Here is a 17,733-nt window from a genome sequence, read left to right on the forward strand (position 1 = left end):
ATTGTTTGTTACGAGCGTCCAAATGGACGCTCTTTCTTTATTTTTGTGAAATACAATAGTCTAGGAGACAAAAAATGAACAGAGTAGTAACCGTATTAATGCTTGGGATTGTATTCCTCCTAAGCGCTTGTCAACAAGCAGAAGAAGCGAATACATTAGTGGTTGGTATCGAGTGTGCGTATGCGCCGTTTGATTGGACAACTAGTGAAGAAAATGATCATACTGTAGCACTGTTTGATTCCGATTTGTATTGTGATGGATACGATGTCGATGTTGCGAATCATATCGCCGATGAATTGGACATGGACCTCGTTATTAAAAAAATTGAATGGACAGGTTTGATTCCTGCGTTACAAAGTGGTGTGATTGATGTCATTATATCAGCGATGAGCCCCACGGCAGAGCGTGCCGAAAGCGTATTGTTCTCGGATGAGTATTATCGTGTGAATACGGTGATGGTTGTCGCAGCAGATGGGAACTTCGTGGATGCGACATCATTAAGTGATTTTTCTGGTGCAAATGTCATTGCGCAACAAGATACGATTCAAGATGATTTAATTGATCAAATTGATGATGTGAATCATCTGCTAGCATTGGCACAAACAAGTGAGTTGGTCATTAATCTATCCAGTGGTGTGAGCGATGCATTGGTGACAGAATTACCTGTAGCAGAAGCCATTGTCGAAGCCAACCCATCACTAGCGATTGTCGAGTTTACCGATGGTAATGGATTTGTCGTTGATGATACATTAGTAACCGTGGCTGTTGCAGTTCGTCTGGGTGAAGAGGAACTTGTCGGTACCATCAATGATGCCTTAGCATTATTGGATCAAGATACACGGGAACAATGGATGGATGCTGCTTCTGATCGACAACCAATCGGAGAGTAGATTCACATGTTAGCAATTATGCCATCAGGCTTCTTTGAAATTGTCTGGTTCTTAATACAAGAGGAGTACCCTCTGTATCTAAGTGGTATTCGTTTTACGATAGTCATTGCTGTTGTTGGGACATTTCTTGGACTTTTGGTCGCCTTTTTGCTATCGGTTTTACGCTTGGGTGATCGCGACCCTCGCGATGCGAAGATCTCTATAGTACTTAAGAGAATTGGCAATATTGTCGGATTATCGTATGTGGAGTTCTTTCGCGGGACGCCGATGATTGTACAAGCGATGATTTTCTATTATGGATTGGCCATGCTTGGTCTCAGGTTGGAGTTAATGTTAGCTGGTATTATTGTTGTAACACTAAATACTGCCGCCTATTTATCTGAAGTGTTACGTGCTGGAATTAACTCCATCGATCCTGGCCAAATGGAAGCCGCTCGTTCGATTGGGATGACCAAAGGCCAAGGATATATTCACGTTATTTTTCCCCAGGTTGTTCGGAATATGGTGCCAGCCATCGGGAATGAACTTGTTATCAATATCAAGGATACTGCCGTTCTTAGTGTTATTGGTGTTGGCGAACTATTTTATATGGGTCGAAGCGTTGCTGGAACGTATTATCGTTATACGGAATCGTTTGTTATTGTCGCGTTTATCTACTTGATTATCGTACTCATAACAACGAGAATCTTAAATGCCGTGGTCGCTAGGATGAATCGTAATACAACGACGAATCTTCCCGATAATCAATTGGATACGGGGGCGACACTATGAACATTTTACGTACGAAAAATCTCGTAAAACGGTTTGATCAAGAGGACGTATTAAAAGGTATTACGATTGCGTTTGAACAGGGGACTGTTACGTCCATTATCGGTCCATCTGGTAGCGGTAAGAGTACATTGCTTCGTTGTTTAAATCAATTGGAAGCCGTCAGTGATGGACAGGTGTTTTATCGCGATCAGGATTTAACCAACCGCCATGTGAACATCAATCACATCCGTAGTCGTATTGGGATGGTGTTTCAATCGTTCAATTTGTTTGATAATATGAGTGTTTTGCGAAACATCACGATTGGACAGGAATTGATTTTAAAACGATCCAAAGAAGAAGCAAAAGAACGGGCACTCCATTATTTGGAGAAAGTTGGCCTACTGGCCTTTCGCGACCGACGCGTAAACCGTTTATCTGGAGGACAGAAGCAACGCGTTGCGATTGCAAGAACCTTGGCGATGGATCCAGAAATCATTTTGTTTGACGAACCAACAAGTTCATTGGATCCGTTGATGGTTGGAGAAGTACTCCGCGTAATTCGTGATGTTGTTCGTGAAGATTTTACTGTGATTGTTGTAACGCACGAAATGGAATTTGCTCGGGACATAAGTGAACGTGTGATTTACATGGAAGATGGTGAGATTGTTGTTGATGATGATAGTACTACCGTATTTACAAATCCAACCAATCCTAAACTACAACATTTTCTGAAGCGCGTTTTATAAAAGAGAGACTGAGTCTCTCTATTATATAGTAAAATAAAATAATTCGTTCTTGAAGATAAGAATTTGGTATAATAGAATAGGTAACGTAGTTTAGAGCAACGAGGTATTTGTATGAAATCAAGAATATATACTGTGGATGACTTACAACGTCAAGAAGTGCAACGTGATATCCAAACAACATTTCAACGTGGTGGAAATGTTGTTTTTCCAACGGAAACCGTATATGGTATTGGTGCAAGTGCTCTGAATCAAGAAGGTATCAATGGTATTTATGCAATCAAGGGAAGACCGCAGGACAATCCCCTCATTATGCACCTAGTGGATACAACGAGTTTAGAAGAATATGTCGATGTTGATCAACCTTATATTAACACATTAATGGAACGATTCTGGCCAGGGCCATTGACAATGGTGTTTACCAAAAAAGAGATCGTTCCCCACTATTTTACAGGTGGACTACAGACAGTCGGTGTTCGGATACCGGGAAGTGATGTTGCACGAAAAGTGATTGCCATTGCAGGAGTTCCTGTATGTGCACCAAGTGCCAACATTAGTGGCCGTCCCTCTGCAACTCTTTTTAAACATGTGCTCGAAGATTTTCAGGATAAAGTTGACATCCTCATTGATGGAGGGAAATCCGAGGTAGGACTGGAATCCACTGTATTAGATGTCACAAGCGATACCCCAGTTATTTTGCGCCCAGGGATGATTACGTATGAAATGATACAAGAAGTTGTTCCTAGTGTGCAAATGAATCAAGAAGTATTGGGAGAACAAACACCAAAATCACCTGGGATGAAATACAAACACTATGCACCAAAGGCACTATTAACAATTGTCGAAGGAAACAAGGATGATGTTGTTGCCTATATCAACCAACAAACCAAGCAGCATCATCTAGAGAATCAACGTGTTGGTGTGATTGTGACCGATGATGTCAAACATCGGTTCATCGCCAAGCATCAATTTGTTATTGGTCGACTGGATCAAGATGCCGAAATAGCATCGAACTTATTTGCAGCATTACGAGAAATGGATACGTTAGATGTGGATTACATTTATTCACTATCCTTTCATCAAGGAAGCTATAGTGAGGCGATCATGAACCGACTCCTTAAGGCCGCGAATAATCGGATTATAAAAGTAAATTAGGGCTTTACACCCCATTGCATATCACTTGAAAATATGAAATTTGAACGTGAAAGATACCACTGGTATCTTTTTTCTATGATATAATTATGATGGTGGTGATATCGATGGACTTACAAACAGTTCTCTTTGCTTTTGGACTAACATTATTTGCCGGATTATCTACCGGTATTGGTAGTGCATTAGCATTTTATACAAAGAAAACCAATGAGACATTTCTTAGTGTTGCTCTAGGTTTTAGTGCAGGTGTAATGATTTACGTATCATTAATCGAGATTTTTGTAAAAGCACGAGCATCCCTTGAAGATCATTTTGCTAATGGACAATTTGCATATCTAATCACAACAGTATCATTTTTTGGTGGAATTGCCTTAATTGCGATTATTGATAAGTTGGTTCCAAGTGCGGAGAATCCGCATGAAATTCATGATGTCTCCGAGATGAATGACGTTGATAAGAAGAAAAAAGCGTTGTTGCGAATGGGTTTGTTTAGTGCCCTTGCCATAGCGATTCATAATTTTCCCGAGGGACTCGCAACGTTTATGTCGGCAATACAGGATCCAACATTGGGGATATCGATTGCGATTGCGATTGCGATTCATAATGTACCAGAAGGGATTGCTGTCAGTGTCCCGGTATTTTATGCCACAGGATCCAAACGAAAAGCATTTATGTATTCCTTCCTTAGTGGATTAGCCGAACCGGTTGGAGCATTAATCGGGTATTTCATATTATATAATGTCTTAAGTGAGGCATTGTTTGGTATTGTCTTTGCATCGGTAGCAGGGATTATGGTGTATATCTCACTCGATGAGTTATTGCCAACTGCCGAGAAATACGGTAAACATCACTTCGCCATTGGTGGGTTGATTGCCGGTATGGCTGTTATGGCGATTAGTCTTGTATTGTTTGCATAAGAAATGTAGGTGATCTCATGGTACTCTTGACATCAAGCGGCTTTATTACGGACAGTAATATTCGTTTAGCACGTAAATACATTTATAAAACATACGAAAAAGCGGTCATCATTGTGACCGCTTCTTCCTATAAAAAACAAGATAAACATATTCCAGAGTTGAAGGAACAGTTATCCAAACTAGGACTTGTCAGTGAGTTGTTTGATTTTGATACCGATTCAATAGAGGGTTTGTCCCAATACGATGTGATGGTATTAGGGGGTGGAAATCCTCTGTATTTAATGAAACAGATTCAACGGGTTAACGCCCGAGAGATTATTGAAGAGTTTGCCAAAAATCGTCTATTGATTGGGGTAAGTGGGGGAAGTATTGTGTTAGGGAAACATATGGATATCATTCAAGAATTCAATCCGGAATTTAATGATGATGTGCAACTGGAGTCCTACCAGGGTCTTAATATCTCGGTAAATACATGTCCCCACTATGATCGTTATCAGGATCGATATGACCGATTTGAAGAACGAATTCAAGCAGTAGAAGATTTCATTGAAGCTCCGATTTACCGCTTGGAGGAAGATATGATCTATGTTCATCAACTTCGAGAGTTGTCACCATGGATTCAAAGGGCGTTTAAATTCCTTTTATTCGTTGTGATATTTTCGATGTTTAGTGTGATATTCTCGGTGGCTATTGGTGAAGGAGGAACACTATTTCGTATTATTTTGTGGTTGTTTATTGGGAGTAGTACCATATTAGGAGGAATTCTTTTAGGGTGGTATAGTAGGATGAAACGCAAACGAAAAACGTTTAAAGATTGATGATTGGGTGAGAAAAATGGATATATCAAAACAAGAACAAGCACTGATAGTACTCGCAGAAGAGTTGAATAAACAGTCGATTCCGTGGGCGCTAGGAGGATCGATGTTACTTTGGTATAAAGGTATTGTTAATCAAGTCCAAGATCTTGATATCATGATCTTGGAACAAGATGAAAAGATTGTATCCTCAATCATTCAAACAATTGGCACCATACAACCGCAACATAAACGAGACAATCAAGAGTGTCATTCAACGGTGTTTATCGAAGCAGTTATCAATGGTATTGATGTGGATATCATTGGTGGGTTTACGATCGACAGTAATAATGAAGCACACTATTGTCCACTGCAGGTAGATAAAATCGAACATATTCACATCGATGATACTGTGATTTATCTTGATTCATTGGAATTATGGAAAACATACTACACGTTGATGGGACGAACCACACGCGCCAATCAAATCGCTCAATTTTTAACCGAGTAAATGGTTTTTATTGCATTCTTTTTTTAGATGAAGTATAATGTTTTTGCACGTGTCGATGATGGGGGCATAGCTCAGCTGGGAGAGCGCATGGCTGGCAGCCATGAGGTCGGGAGTTCGAGCCTCCTTGTCTCCACCATATTGATGATAAAAAGACTCAAAAAATGGGTCTTTTTTTATTCAAGATATGGTACAATAAGAATCAAAGAAGGTGGGCTAATGAGTATGATATCATTACGTGATGCAACGGTGAAAGATGCATCGACAATCTATCAATGGAAAACCGATCCTTTTCTTCGAAAAATGGCATTGGATGAGTCGTATCAGACGACCGAAGAAGAACAGGAAGAAGATATTGATCGCGCTGTTGGAAGTGAAGATGCGGAATACAAAATCATTCTCCTAAAACAACAACCAATCGGCTATATACGTATTGACTATATGGATGAACATAACGAGATGGCTTGGCTTCGATTTGCGCTTGGTAAAGAACGGGGTAAAGGATATGGCAAAATAGCTCTTCAAATGTACATTGACGACTTGTTTTCTCGTGGGGTAAAGCGAATTGAAGGAGAGGTATACGAGTACAATGAGCGATCACAAAAATTACTGGAATCTGTAGGGTTTGTCAAAGAGGGACAAAAACGTCAAGCTCATTTGTATCATAAACAATATTGTGATATTCTAGTGTATGGTTTATTACATGAGGATTATGTGACATAATGCGGTCGTGGCGGAATGGCAGACGCGCTGTCTTCAGGCGGCAGTGTCTTTGACGTGTGGGTTCAAATCCCATCGACCGCACCAATAAAATAACAAACACGTGATAACGTGTTTTCTTTTATACTCAAGTACGAGGTTGGATAGAACAATAATTAGTTTGTGTATTGTAGAGGAAGATGTATAATAAAAACAAGGTGATTTGATGGAAACAATGACACGTTCAGAACTGCTAGGACAATACGATGTAAAAAAATTACTAATTAAATTAGCCTTACCTGCTACCGCTGGTATGGTGATTAATGCACTATATAATTTGGTGGATACTTTTTTTGTTGGACAGGGTGTTGGAACGGTTGCAATTACTGCACTTGGATTTGCATTCCCAGTGCAAGTTATTATCATGGCATTTGGTCTGATGTTTGGTATTGGTGCGGCATCGGTATTCTCCCGAGCATATGGTCGACAAGATCATGAGCAAATGCGGCATGTGGCCAACACGGCTATTCGGATTGATCTAATTGTGGCGTTGATATTTTCGATAACTGGCTTTTTCTTTATCCGTCCATTACTGGAGTTCTTCGGTGCAAATGAAGATAATATGCAGTACGGTATCGATTATCTGAGTGTGATATTGATTGGGTTGGCACCACTAACGATGTCAATGGTGTTAAACAGTCTAACCCGAGCTGAAGGACGCGCGAAAATTGCGATGTATTCGATGATTATTGGGGCAGGGTTGAACATTGTTCTTGATCCGATCTTTATCTTTGTTCTTGATATGGGGGTTCGTGGAGCGGCCATCGCGACCGTTATTTCACAGATTGTTGGCTTTACATATATCTTTTTACAATCACAATCGAATCAATCCGAACTTCATATGAATGTTAAAGAGTGGTTGGACATTGATCTAAACACCATATGGGAAATCATTAAGATTGGCTTCCCAACCTTTTTACGAAATGGGATTGGAGCATTCTTGATGGTGTATATCTTTCGCGTTATTATCCGTTATGGTGGTGATGATATTACGATGTATCAAGCGATTTATACAACGATTAATCGCGTCATCATGTTTATCTTGTTTCCGGCTTTTGGATTAAATCAGGGTCTGGCACCTGTGGCGGGATTTAACTACGGTGCGAAAAACTATAAACGGCTTCATGATGTCATCATTTTTGCGATTAAGATTTCCGTTGTGTATTTCTTGATGGCGTTCTTGTTTGTTCAATTGATGGCACCTCTTATTTTCACAGCATTTAGTAAGGAGAATCTTCCGTTCTTTATTGATAACGGAGCTCGCATCTTCCGGATCATTTCCATTGGATTTGTCGTAATTGGATTTCAAATATTGCTCGGTAGTCTGTATCAATCGCTAGGGTATCCAATTCGGGCGATGTTGGTAGCATTGTCGCGACAATTCTTACTATTTGTACCAATCGCGCTAATCTTAACGTCGATTTTTGATCTCAATGGACTATGGTATACCTTTGCATCCGCTGATTTGATTGCAGGAGTACTTAGTTTATTCGCCATTATTTATGAGCTTCGTGTGATTTATAAAAAACATCAAGAGCTACCTTCTCTAGGGTAGCCTCTTTTTTTTGATTATGGTATAATGCTATCATATGAGGTGATGTTATGTACGAGAAATTACGTCAGTATCAACCGGTGAATGAACAAGAAATGATGGACAAACAAGCGATGCTGGATTTTATTGATAAGAACGCGGATGCTCTTGATCGGAGTAATTTGGTTGCCCATGTGACAAGTAGTGCCATTGTCGTGAATGAAACGTTGGACAAGGTCTTGTTTGCGCATCATAATATCTATGATTCCTATGGCTGGATTGGGGGCCATAATGATGGGGATGGTGATTGTTTGCGTGTCGCGTTAAAAGAAGCGCATGAAGAAACAGGATTAGTACATATTCGCCCATATAATGATGAGATTCTTGGGGTGGATATCATTCATGTTACCAACCACATCAAGAAGGGGTTGTTTGTACCGGATCATCTTCATTTGAATGTGACCTATTTATTGGTCGCAGATGAAACGGAAACACCCGCTGTAAATCCAGAAGAACACTCCGCCATCCAATGGTTTTCGATGGATGAGGTGTTTGACGTTATTGATGAAGAACGAATGATTCCAATCTATACAAAATTATTTCAGAAAGTTGAACAAATCAGGGAAGGGACATCAGTATGAAAATAGTATCGATAGTACGATTCAATCCAATGACAATATTGTTTAGTGTAATCTCATTATTGTCGATTATCGCATTAGGTACGTTTGTAGAATCTGGACAATACATAGGTGCCGGAATATCAGGTGCCGTATTAGTAGGTGGGTTGATTGGTGTCATCATCATAATCCGAACATTTCTCCACAAGATGGCCATGTACAAGAAGTATCAAGTCGATGGCTTCGTCATGACACAAGAACGGTATGGGGACCATCAGTATCGGGTTGTTGTATCGTATGAATATGAGGGCGTTGAATACCGTATTACACGTACCTTGCCTCGGGCGACATGTCGTAACTTGGCGATTTTAGAAGGAGAATTGGTACGTGTTGGAGTGAATAAATACAACCCAAAACAAGCGATAATTTTAGATCTATACGAATAAAAAAACAGTTCAATGTTGAACTGTTTTTTTTGTTGTGATTAGACACCAACGTATTGGTCATCACCAAACGCTAGTAATGGGAAGAATACAAAGCTGAGCAAAATCAAACCGATGGCGTATACGCCATCTTTTCCAAATGCTTTCGCAAAATTGATATAGACAAGTACTATATAAACAATGTTTACGATTGGAACAAAAATTAATAGCATCGAAATTCCACTGTATCCGGCAATTTTTACAAGGATGTAAAAATTATAGATTGGGATGATAGCTCCCCATCCAGGATAATCGGCTTTCTCAAATAACTTCCACATTGATACGATCATTATAACCGCAATTACGAGTGATACAAAACTACTTCCCCCACCAAATTCTGGCATTATGTCATCTCCTTTGTTTCTATTACGGGGAATCGTAATAGATGTTGTTTTGTATTATTATACCATATTATCCGTTGGAAAATAATGAATATTTCATGAAATTATGGTATAGTATCTTGTAGTTATTTAGTATACGATAGATTGAGGTGATGATATGGCACTACTGTATTCCTATGGATTTGTATTTGCAGTGATTGGAGTGAGTGCATTACTTGGTAAGGTTGGTCTATTGAGCGATGAAGGTAGTCGTAAATTTATTCATATAGGTGTTGGTAACTGGATTATTCTCGCTTATATGTTGTTTGATAATCTTCTTATTGCGTTGATTGGTCCAGCGTCTTTTATTGTTCTTAATTATCTCAGTTATCGCTATCATTGGATTGCAGCAATGGAACGACAAGATGATACAAGGAATAGTCTTGGAACTGTCTATTATGCGATAAGCTTGTTTGTCGTTGTGTTCCTGGATTATCTCATTGAAGGGGCTTGGGCGTATAGTCTGTTACCGATACTAGTCATGGCGTATGGGGACGGATTGAGTGCGATTGTGGGGTTGAAATTCTCCTCAAAACAATTGATTAATCATAAATCGGTCTATGGAACGATGACAATGTTTGTCGTTACGTTGATTATTGGTTTTATTCTATTGAGCACCGTATGGATGGTTGTCATTGTTGCGGTGGTCGCAACGCTCGTGGAACTGTTTAGTCCTCGAGGATATGATAATTTAAGTGTTCCTCTTGTTTTATATATTGTGATGCTTTTGCTATAGGAGGATATATGGAGTTTATTGCGGAACATATGACAGAACTGATCATCGGAATGGTTGTTGCTAGCAGCATTTCGATTTTTGCGTATGTGAAACAATCATTGTCGCTTTCAGGAATGATTGCTGCATGGATTCTCGGGGTCGTTGTAACGGTTTGTGGTGGGTATCTATCTATGAGTGCGATGTTGGTGTTCTTTATCAGCAGTTCACTTTTCACAAAACTCCATAAAGAGGAGAAGAAACACTCACCAAGAACAGCGTATCAAGTGCTTGCCAACGGTGGTATTGCGATGGTCCTTAGTGTCTTGCATGCAATCGATAATAATGCGGGATTTCAGTTACTCTTTTTCCTCAGTTTATCGATTAGTACAGCGGATACATGGGCCAGTGAAATTGGAACGTTGTCACCACACAAACCACGCCACATCATAACCTTACAACAACTGCAAACAGGGGAAGATGGTGGCGTGACATGGATTGGTTTTATCGCATCCTTAGCTGGTAGTATTGTAATCTCGTTATTCTATCAATTGCATTGGATCATTATTGCAGGAGGCTTTTTGGGTAGCATTGTTGATAGTTTGTTAGGGACGATTCAACGAACCTATCAACTGGATAATCAAGTGATTGTGAATCATCTTGAACAAAATCAAGTTGCGATGTCCTCGCGAGGAATCCCCTATCTAACGAATAGTGTTGTCAACTTCTTAAGTAATCTGATTGTTGTCACGGTGGTGTATCTTCTATTCTTGGTTCTTTAAGACATCTTGTGATGTCTTTTTTTGTTCTGCCACTAGATATATTATGAAATCTGTCGTATAATATTGTGGTAAGTAGATGGAGGTAATCGTATGGATTTATTATGGAAAATATTTTACTCGTTTTTGAAAACCGGAACCTTTGGATTTGGAGGAGGACAAGCAACGATTCCACTCATCCAAGAAGAGGTCGTGGAAAAACATGCGTGGTTAACTGAAGAACAGTTTATAGATTATTTAGCGATGGGAAATACGCTCCCGGGGCCAATTGCGACAAAAATGAGTGTCATTATTGGATATGATTTAGGGGGATATATTGGTGCGGCAGCAGCGTTGCTTGGGATGTTGTTACCGAGTACACTGGCGATTTTAATCTTATTCCAACTATTTTTAGAATATAAAGATACAGCATTTGTTAAAGGGATGCAAGCAGCAGCGAAGCCAGTGGTTGTTGTATTGATTGCAGGGGTTGCATTTAGTATGGCTCGGTCGAGTGTATTTAGTGGTGTGGACTTTGCGACCAGTCGAACTTGGATTGTGTTTGGCCTTTTCACTGTGGCGACCATCCTTGTCTTGCTGAATGAACTGGTGCCATCGTTTAATGTACATCCGGCGTTAATTATCATGGTATCCCTATTAATTGGTGGACTATTTATACGATAGAACAGATGGTGAATCTGTTCTTTTTTTTATCGGTTTTAAAAAAAATAATGTATAATGGAAATGATGCATAGGAAAGCGAGGTAAGAAAATGGATAAACGGATTGAATTATCACAAAAATTAATTACGAAAGATCCTTCAACACTAAATATGGTGATTGGATTTGATGGTTTTGTCGATGAGATTATTCATGTTGTCGATAAACGAATGGACAGTGAACATTTTACACGCGTTGATACGATTTCGCAATTAGCCGATCGGATTCAAAAAGCTAGTGGGTTATCAACCAATATTGAACTGGTGTCTACGTATAAAAAAATCGGTGGCAATGGACCAATTATGTGTAATGCCCTAGCGATAAATAAGCCAGCAATGTCGTATATTGGAGCACTTGGATTCCCGACGATTGATGATGTGTTTAGTGTCATGGAAGATGCAGTGGATTTATATAGTATCGCAACCAATGGCCATACCGATGCCTTGGAGTTTGATGATGGAAAATTGTTGCTTGGGAAAATGTCGACATTAAATGATGTAACATACGAACGACTACTTGAAGAAGTTGGATTGGATAAACTGATTCAATTATTAAGTGAAGCGAACTTATTTGCATCGGTAAACTGGTCGATGCTACCAAATATGACGGACATTTATAAGAAACTGCTAGAACATGTCTTGCCACAACTCCCCGCATCCTCGACACCACGCTATATGTTTATCGATTTAGCCGACCCAGAAAAACGTGAAGATGATGAAGTACAAAGACTTTTGTCGATGCTAAAAGAGTTCTCTAAGTACTATGTTGTGGTACTTGGATTAAATAAAAAAGAAGCATATGATGTTGCAGGTGTCTTGGAATTGTTTGATAAAACCAGTTTGGAAAACATGCAGATTTCCTTGGAAGATTTGAATCAAGCACTCTATGAATTTTTGGAGATTGGTGCTGTCGTGATTCACCCGGTTGATCGCTCATGTTGTGTTGTCGATGGTGTGTTTTACGAAGAACTAGGGCCATACATCGCGAAGCCGAAATTATCCACCGGTGCTGGAGATAACTTTAATGCCGGATTCATGCTTGGTATGTTACTGGGCGTGACACCGGATGAAGCACTGTTATGTGGCATGTCTACGAGTGGTTTTTATGTTCGAAATGCCCGCAGTCCCCGATTTGATGAGTTGATTGTATTCATGAATGATTGGGCCAATAATACGATATAGAAAAATCCTAGGATTCCTAGGATTTTTTTTCAATATCAAATGCGATATCATCTTGTTGAATCGATACGTGAACAATGTTTTGAGGGAGAATCTGTCCTTCGATAATTAACTTACTGATGGGGACTTCGATGTATCGTTCAATGTATCGTTTCATTGGGCGAGCTCCATAATGGATATCATAGGCATGATTCATGATGTATTGTTTGGCTTGTATATCTACCTCGAGATGAAATTGTTGTTCTTGTAACTTACGGTTTAAATCGGCTAGTTCCAGATCAATAATCGCCAGGATTTCTGATCTTGACAAAGGTTTAAACATCACAATATCATCAATTCGGTTGAGAAATTCTGGCTTGAATGTTTGTTTTAAACGCCGTTCGACTTGTTGTCTTGCATCGGTTGTTATCGTACCATCGTCGGATATACCATCAAGAAGAAACTCGCTACCAATATTGGATGTCATAATAATAATTGTGTTTTTAAAGTCAACAGTGCGTCCTTTGGCGTCGGTAAGACGACCATCATCCAGTAGTTGTAATAGTGTGTTAAATACTTCGGGATGTGCTTTTTCGATTTCATCGAACAAAATGACACTATAGGGTTTGCGGCGGACCGCTTCGGTAAGTTGTCCCCCTTCATCGTACCCAATGTATCCGGGTGGAGCACCGATTAAACGGGCAACGGTATGACGCTCTTGATACTCGCTCATGTCAATCCGAATTAGATTTTTCTCGGTATCAAAGAGTTGTTTCGATAAGGTTTTTGCCAAATGTGTTTTACCCACACCTGTGGGTCCAAGGAAAATGAAACTACCAATTGGTTTGTTGGGTGCTTTTAGTCCGCTTTTAGTCCGTAGGACACTGTTTGCGACAGCGGTAACAGCTTCATCTTGACCGATGACTGTTTTGTGTAAAATAGTGTCTAATTTTAGGAGTTTTTCACGTTCGCTTTCCACCAATTTACTGACCGGTATGCCTGTCCATTTACTGATGATGTCGGCGATTTCATCTTCGGTAACTTCCTCCTTTAACATTGTGTTCTCGGAGGTGCTTACGAGGTCTTCGAGTGTCGATTCAAGTTGAGGTAAGGAGCCGTGTTTTAATCGAGCAAGTTGCTCTAAGTCATACTGCCGTTCAGCGGTTTCGATTTGCTGTTTGACGTCATCAATTTTAGCTTTGACATCTTTGATGTTTGAAATCACAGTCTTCTCTTTTTCCCATGTAGCTCGAAGTTCTTTTTCGTTATCTTTCAATTCCGCTAGCTCTGATTTTAAAGCACTAAGACGTTCTTTTGATAAAGCGTCTTTTTCTTTTTTAAGGGATTGTTGTTCGATCTCTAGTTGCATAATTTTCCGACTGATTTCATCAATGACAGCTGGATGGGAATCAATTTCTGTTTTGATCATCGCGGCTGCTTCGTCCATCAAATCAATGGCTTTATCGGGTAAGAACCGATCGCTGATGTATTTATTGGATAGTGTTGCACAGGCGACGATGGCATTGTCGGTAATACGGACACCGTGGTGGATTTCAAACTTGTCTTTGATTCCACGAAGAATACTGATGGTATCCTCAACGGAGGGTTCTTCAACAAGTACTGGTTGAAAACGACGCTCTAGAGCAGCATCTTTTTCAATGTATTTACGGTATTCATCTAGCGTGGTTGCGCCGATACAGTGCAACTCACCACGGGCAAGAAGTGGTTTGAGTAAGTTTGATGCGTCCATGGCACCTTCGGTTTTTCCAGCTCCAACAATGTTATGCAACTCATCAATAAATAAGAGAATGTTTCCGTTGCTTTTTTGGACTTCATCCAGTACGGCTTTGAGGCGTTCTTCAAATTCGCCACGATATTTCGCACCGGCTATGAGTGCGCCCATATCGAGGGCAAAGATGGTTTTGTCTTTCAATCCCTCGGGGACATCTTGGTTGAGCATACGTTGAGCCAACCCTTCGACAATCGCTGTTTTTCCTACGCCGGGTTCTCCGATGAGTACGGGATTGTTTTTCGTGCGACGGGATAAGATGCGAATCGTGCGCCGAATCTCATCATCACGACCGATGACCGGATCAATTTTTCCATCTCGCGCCATTTCCACGAGATTCCGTCCATATTTTGTGAGGACTTCATAGGTTCCTTCGGGATTGTCACTTTTTACTTGTTGATTACCTCGGACTTTTTTAAGTGCTTCTAAAAAGGCATCTTCGCGAATCCCTGCTTGCTGCAGAATTTTGAAAGATGGGGTTTTATTAAATGTCAGTAGTGCTAGAAATATGTGTTCGACACTAACATAGTCATCTTTGAAAGTTTGTTTGATGTGCTCACTCTCAATTAATACTTGATTGGCGAGTCGTGATAAGGTTGGTTGTTGTGTGGAACCAGTCACACGTGGTATTTTTGATAGTTCGGATTTAATTGCCTCTGTTAATGAGGATGTATTGATGTTCATGTGTTGAAGTAGAGTTGGAATGAGACCGTCTGGTTGCTGAATCATCGCCTGAAGAAGATGGACATCTTCGATTTGTTGATGATTTTGTCTGGTTGCCGTATCGAAGGCATTATTAATAATATTTTTGGATTGATTGGTAAAGGAATTAATGTCCATAATATCCCTCCTATGTTCGTATTGTTAGCACTCCGATATAACGAGTGCTAAATCAATTATATCTTACTCCTTTTTGACTCATATGTCAATATATAACCCTTATTGTTGCGATAAAATTGTGAATCTCTTATAATAGAACTATAGAGAAAAGGATGGTGACGCATGGAAAAATTAGTTTTTAAGAATCATATTTTGAATATTGTTGTTGGTGGAATATTAGTTCTTGTCGCGTTCTTAGGTTATTTTTTAGGGTGGTTTGAAGACTTCTTACCATATTTTATTGGAGCGATTTTGCTATTACTATCGGTAAAACGATTTGTATTTACCTTTAAAAAAGTGGTTAGTAAGTATGCCACATTGATTCTAATTATTGAGATGATTTTAGATGTTGCCTTTGTCGCATTAATGATTTATTTTGATGATCGGGTTGACTTATTTATGGGTTTGATCATCTATACCCGTGGGGTATCCTATTTGATCATTAACTATGTAACAACGAGAAAGGTTGACTTGACACAATATATCTTTAATATTGGGTATGTGACCGTGGGTGCGTTCTTTATGTTCGCACAAATCAGTAGTGTCGATATAATGGTATACGCGTTGAGTTTCTTATCCTTGGTGATTGGTGCCATTTTCCTCCAAAAAGGAATTGTGACGCTTGTCAATAAAGAAAAGGTTGAAGAACTTCAAGAAAAACTGAATGAGACACAGATGAAAAATCTTAAGAAAAAACACAAAGAAGAAGAGAAAGAACTTCGTGAAGCCCAAAAGACAAGTGAAGAGATTGAAGATATTAAAAAGCAAATCAAAGAAGTTGAAAAAGATATCAAACCGGTCTTAAAGGAAGCAACGAAACCAGAACCAAAAAAAGAAGTTACCAAAGAACCGAAGGATGACTTATCTTCAAAAACAGTGGTTCAGTTGAAGGAACTAGCAAAGGAAAAAGGATTAACCGGGTATTCGTCAATGACAAAAGCAGAATTAATTGACGTGTTAAAAAAATAATAAAACGAAAAGAGTATGCTGTAGCATTCTCTTTTCCTTGTATGAGGTGATTCGATGATTAATTTTACATATCAAAATCCAACGAAAATGGTGTTTGGTAAACTAGTGGAAGAACAAGTCGGTGAACTGACGAAAAAGTATGGTAAAAAAATATTGCTTCACTATGGGTCTAGAAGCATTAAACAATATGGGTTATACGATCGCATTATTCGTAGTTTACAAGCGGCTGATGTTGCCTATGTCGAACTCGGTGGTGTCATTGCCAATCCGAGTTTGGAGTTGGTCTATGAAGGAATTAAGTTGTGTAAGAAAGAACACGTTGATTTCATTTTAGCCGTCGGTGGTGGGAGTGTTATTGACAGTGCCAAAGCCATTGCTATGGGTGTGTATTATCCACATGATGTGTGGGATTTTTACGTCAAAGGTGTTGTGCCTAAACAGGCTCTTCCGATTGGAACCGTGCTAACGATTCCTGCTGCCGGTAGTGAAAGTAGTATTGCGACCGTTATTACCAATTACAAAGCAGGGTTAAAACGGGCTTGTCGATTTGATATTTTACGGCCGGTATTTGCAGTTATGAATCCAGAGATTACGATGACGTTACCACCGTATCAAACAGCAAGTGGTGTCATCGATATGATCGGTCATGTCATTGAGCGCTATTTTACTAACACAAGTCATGTTTCGTTAATTGATCGGATGAGTGAGGGATTGATTCGTACAGTGATTGAACAAGGACGAATCGTCATGAACAACCCCACAAACTATGATGCACGAGCCGAGATTATGTTGGCGGGGGCATTGGCCCATAATGGATCCTTAGGTGTCGGTCGCATCGAAGACTGGGCGTGTCACAACATGGAATATGAGATTACCCAAGTAAGTGGGATATCTCACGGACATGGACTCGCGATTTTGTATCCGGTTTGGATGCGCTATGTGATGGATCATGATGTTGAACGGTTTGCGATGTTTGCCAATAAAGTCTTTGATGTACCGTATTCGGATGACTTAGAAACCATGGCGAGAACAGGGATTGATTTTCTCGAAGCTTTTTATCGTGAGATGGGAATGAAGATGTCACTGCGTGAGGTGGGAATTACCAAAGACCAGTTGCCACAAATGGCAGATTTGGTATCGAAAAGCGGAACGATTACGATTGGGAATTTTGTGACGTTGGATCGAAACGATATTCTTACCATATACACAAACGCATTGTAGAGACGG

General features: G+C 39.8%; 19 protein-coding genes and 2 tRNA genes. 19 read left to right on the forward strand and 2 right to left on the reverse strand.

Annotated elements, in window-relative coordinates; genetic code table 11:
- Positions 1–74: 74 nt before the first annotated feature.
- From G4Z02_RS06830 to G4Z02_RS06890, 13 genes are all read left to right on the forward strand, one after another.
- A complete protein-coding gene (locus G4Z02_RS06830; protein WP_258877264.1) occupies positions 75–890 on the forward strand; it encodes a transporter substrate-binding domain-containing protein in 816 nt (271 codons plus the stop codon).
- 6 nt (positions 891–896) lie between these two features.
- Positions 897–1,661: an amino acid ABC transporter permease gene (locus G4Z02_RS06835; RefSeq protein WP_258877265.1), complete on the forward strand. Its 765-nt coding sequence runs from the start codon at positions 897–899 to the stop codon at positions 1,659–1,661.
- Positions 1,658–2,386 (forward strand): amino acid ABC transporter ATP-binding protein, encoded by a 729-nt coding sequence (locus G4Z02_RS06840; RefSeq protein WP_258877266.1) that lies wholly within the window; start codon positions 1,658–1,660, stop codon positions 2,384–2,386. The genes G4Z02_RS06835 and G4Z02_RS06840 overlap by 4 nt, the downstream gene beginning before the upstream one ends.
- A 111-nt stretch (positions 2,387–2,497) precedes the next feature.
- Positions 2,498–3,538 (forward strand): L-threonylcarbamoyladenylate synthase, encoded by a 1,041-nt coding sequence (locus G4Z02_RS06845; RefSeq protein ID WP_258877267.1) that lies wholly within the window; start codon positions 2,498–2,500, stop codon positions 3,536–3,538.
- Between the two features lie 104 nt (positions 3,539–3,642).
- The gene (zupT, locus tag G4Z02_RS06850; protein ID WP_258877268.1) at positions 3,643–4,452 is read left to right on the forward strand and encodes a zinc transporter ZupT; all 810 of its coding nucleotides are present in this window, start codon (positions 3,643–3,645) and stop codon (positions 4,450–4,452) included.
- Between the two features lie 17 nt (positions 4,453–4,469).
- On the forward strand, positions 4,470–5,270 hold the full coding sequence (locus G4Z02_RS06855; protein WP_258877269.1) for a peptidase E: 801 nt from the start codon (positions 4,470–4,472) through the stop codon (positions 5,268–5,270).
- A 16-nt stretch (positions 5,271–5,286) separates the two neighbouring features.
- Complete coding sequence (locus tag G4Z02_RS06860) at positions 5,287–5,757, forward strand: nucleotidyltransferase family protein (RefSeq protein ID WP_258877270.1); 471 nt, start codon at positions 5,287–5,289, stop codon at positions 5,755–5,757.
- Positions 5,758–5,817: 60 nt separating this feature from the next.
- Positions 5,818–5,893: transfer RNA gene (locus G4Z02_RS06865), tRNA-Ala, on the forward strand.
- An 80-nt stretch (positions 5,894–5,973) separates the two neighbouring features.
- Positions 5,974–6,477, forward strand: coding sequence for a GNAT family N-acetyltransferase (locus G4Z02_RS06870; protein ID WP_258877271.1), 504 nt, complete (start codon positions 5,974–5,976; stop codon positions 6,475–6,477).
- Between the two features lies 1 nt (position 6,478).
- Positions 6,479–6,561 (forward strand) — tRNA-Leu (locus tag G4Z02_RS06875).
- Between the two features lie 118 nt (positions 6,562–6,679).
- A complete protein-coding gene (locus tag G4Z02_RS06880) occupies positions 6,680–8,068 on the forward strand; it encodes an MATE family efflux transporter (protein WP_258877272.1) in 1,389 nt (462 codons plus the stop codon).
- Between the two features lie 47 nt (positions 8,069–8,115).
- The gene (locus G4Z02_RS06885; RefSeq protein ID WP_258877273.1) at positions 8,116–8,685 is read left to right on the forward strand and encodes an NUDIX hydrolase; all 570 of its coding nucleotides are present in this window, start codon (positions 8,116–8,118) and stop codon (positions 8,683–8,685) included.
- Positions 8,682–9,107: a hypothetical protein gene (locus G4Z02_RS06890; protein ID WP_258877274.1), complete on the forward strand. Its 426-nt coding sequence runs from the start codon at positions 8,682–8,684 to the stop codon at positions 9,105–9,107. The genes G4Z02_RS06885 and G4Z02_RS06890 overlap by 4 nt, the downstream gene beginning before the upstream one ends.
- Positions 9,108–9,145: 38 nt before the next feature.
- Here the strand turns inward: G4Z02_RS06890 and G4Z02_RS06895 are convergent, their stop codons facing one another.
- Positions 9,146–9,487: a DUF5684 domain-containing protein gene (locus G4Z02_RS06895; RefSeq protein WP_258877275.1), complete on the reverse strand. Its 342-nt coding sequence runs from the start codon at positions 9,485–9,487 to the stop codon at positions 9,146–9,148.
- A gap of 154 nt (positions 9,488–9,641) precedes the next feature.
- On the opposite strand from G4Z02_RS06895, the gene G4Z02_RS06900 reads away from it, so the two are divergent.
- The 4 genes from G4Z02_RS06900 (at position 9,642) to G4Z02_RS06915 (ending at position 12,893) form a co-directional block, all read left to right on the forward strand.
- The gene (locus G4Z02_RS06900) at positions 9,642–10,259 is read left to right on the forward strand and encodes a diacylglycerol/polyprenol kinase family protein (RefSeq protein WP_258877276.1); all 618 of its coding nucleotides are present in this window, start codon (positions 9,642–9,644) and stop codon (positions 10,257–10,259) included.
- Between the two features lie 8 nt (positions 10,260–10,267).
- Positions 10,268–11,017: a DUF92 domain-containing protein gene (locus tag G4Z02_RS06905; protein WP_258877277.1), complete on the forward strand. Its 750-nt coding sequence runs from the start codon at positions 10,268–10,270 to the stop codon at positions 11,015–11,017.
- A 90-nt stretch (positions 11,018–11,107) separates the two neighbouring features.
- Positions 11,108–11,677, forward strand: coding sequence for a chromate transporter (locus G4Z02_RS06910; protein ID WP_258877278.1), 570 nt, complete (start codon positions 11,108–11,110; stop codon positions 11,675–11,677).
- An 88-nt stretch (positions 11,678–11,765) separates the two neighbouring features.
- Positions 11,766–12,893: a carbohydrate kinase family protein gene (locus tag G4Z02_RS06915; protein ID WP_258877279.1), complete on the forward strand. Its 1,128-nt coding sequence runs from the start codon at positions 11,766–11,768 to the stop codon at positions 12,891–12,893.
- Between the two features lie 16 nt (positions 12,894–12,909).
- Here G4Z02_RS06915 and clpB read toward each other — a convergent pair whose 3' ends face one another.
- Entirely contained in the window at positions 12,910–15,498 is a 2,589-nt protein-coding gene (clpB, locus tag G4Z02_RS06920) for an ATP-dependent chaperone ClpB (RefSeq protein ID WP_258877280.1), read from the reverse strand.
- A 162-nt stretch (positions 15,499–15,660) separates the two neighbouring features.
- On the opposite strand from clpB, the gene G4Z02_RS09605 reads away from it, so the two are divergent.
- Together G4Z02_RS09605 and G4Z02_RS06930 are read left to right on the forward strand one after the other, a co-directional pair.
- The gene (locus G4Z02_RS09605) at positions 15,661–16,506 is read left to right on the forward strand and encodes a Rho termination factor N-terminal domain-containing protein (RefSeq protein ID WP_309544571.1); all 846 of its coding nucleotides are present in this window, start codon (positions 15,661–15,663) and stop codon (positions 16,504–16,506) included.
- Between the two features lie 54 nt (positions 16,507–16,560).
- Positions 16,561–17,727, forward strand: a complete 1,167-nt coding sequence (locus G4Z02_RS06930) for an iron-containing alcohol dehydrogenase (protein WP_258877281.1) — start codon at positions 16,561–16,563, stop codon at positions 17,725–17,727.
- The last annotated feature ends 6 nt before the right edge of the window (positions 17,728–17,733 follow it).

Origin of the sequence: Candidatus Xianfuyuplasma coldseepsis (assembly GCF_014023125.1) — a bacterium.
Lineage (GTDB): Bacteria > Bacillota_I > Bacilli_A > Izemoplasmatales > Izemoplasmataceae > Xianfuyuplasma > Xianfuyuplasma coldseepsis.

Bases quoted from the DNA above. Each gene is read 5' to 3' on its own strand.
- G4Z02_RS06830 (WP_258877264.1), top strand. From the start codon at position 75: ATGAACAGAGTAGTAACCGTATTAATGCTTGGGATTGTATTCCTCCTA.
- G4Z02_RS06835 (WP_258877265.1), top strand. From the start codon at position 897: ATGTTAGCAATTATGCCATCAGGCTTCTTTGAAATTGTCTGGTTCTTA.
- G4Z02_RS06840 (WP_258877266.1), top strand. From the start codon at position 1,658: ATGAACATTTTACGTACGAAAAATCTCGTAAAACGGTTTGATCAAGAG.
- G4Z02_RS06845 (WP_258877267.1), top strand. From the start codon at position 2,498: ATGAAATCAAGAATATATACTGTGGATGACTTACAACGTCAAGAAGTG.
- zupT (WP_258877268.1), top strand. From the start codon at position 3,643: ATGGACTTACAAACAGTTCTCTTTGCTTTTGGACTAACATTATTTGCC.
- G4Z02_RS06855 (WP_258877269.1), top strand. From the start codon at position 4,470: ATGGTACTCTTGACATCAAGCGGCTTTATTACGGACAGTAATATTCGT.
- G4Z02_RS06860 (WP_258877270.1), top strand. From the start codon at position 5,287: ATGGATATATCAAAACAAGAACAAGCACTGATAGTACTCGCAGAAGAG.
- G4Z02_RS06870 (WP_258877271.1), top strand. From the start codon at position 5,974: ATGAGTATGATATCATTACGTGATGCAACGGTGAAAGATGCATCGACA.
- G4Z02_RS06880 (WP_258877272.1), top strand. From the start codon at position 6,680: ATGGAAACAATGACACGTTCAGAACTGCTAGGACAATACGATGTAAAA.
- G4Z02_RS06885 (WP_258877273.1), top strand. From the start codon at position 8,116: ATGTACGAGAAATTACGTCAGTATCAACCGGTGAATGAACAAGAAATG.
- G4Z02_RS06890 (WP_258877274.1), top strand. From the start codon at position 8,682: ATGAAAATAGTATCGATAGTACGATTCAATCCAATGACAATATTGTTT.
- G4Z02_RS06895 (WP_258877275.1), bottom strand. From the start codon at position 9,487: ATGCCAGAATTTGGTGGGGGAAGTAGTTTTGTATCACTCGTAATTGCG.
- G4Z02_RS06900 (WP_258877276.1), top strand. From the start codon at position 9,642: ATGGCACTACTGTATTCCTATGGATTTGTATTTGCAGTGATTGGAGTG.
- G4Z02_RS06905 (WP_258877277.1), top strand. From the start codon at position 10,268: ATGGAGTTTATTGCGGAACATATGACAGAACTGATCATCGGAATGGTT.
- G4Z02_RS06910 (WP_258877278.1), top strand. From the start codon at position 11,108: ATGGATTTATTATGGAAAATATTTTACTCGTTTTTGAAAACCGGAACC.
- G4Z02_RS06915 (WP_258877279.1), top strand. From the start codon at position 11,766: ATGGATAAACGGATTGAATTATCACAAAAATTAATTACGAAAGATCCT.
- clpB (WP_258877280.1), bottom strand. From the start codon at position 15,498: ATGGACATTAATTCCTTTACCAATCAATCCAAAAATATTATTAATAAT.
- G4Z02_RS09605 (WP_309544571.1), top strand. From the start codon at position 15,661: ATGGAAAAATTAGTTTTTAAGAATCATATTTTGAATATTGTTGTTGGT.
- G4Z02_RS06930 (WP_258877281.1), top strand. From the start codon at position 16,561: ATGATTAATTTTACATATCAAAATCCAACGAAAATGGTGTTTGGTAAA.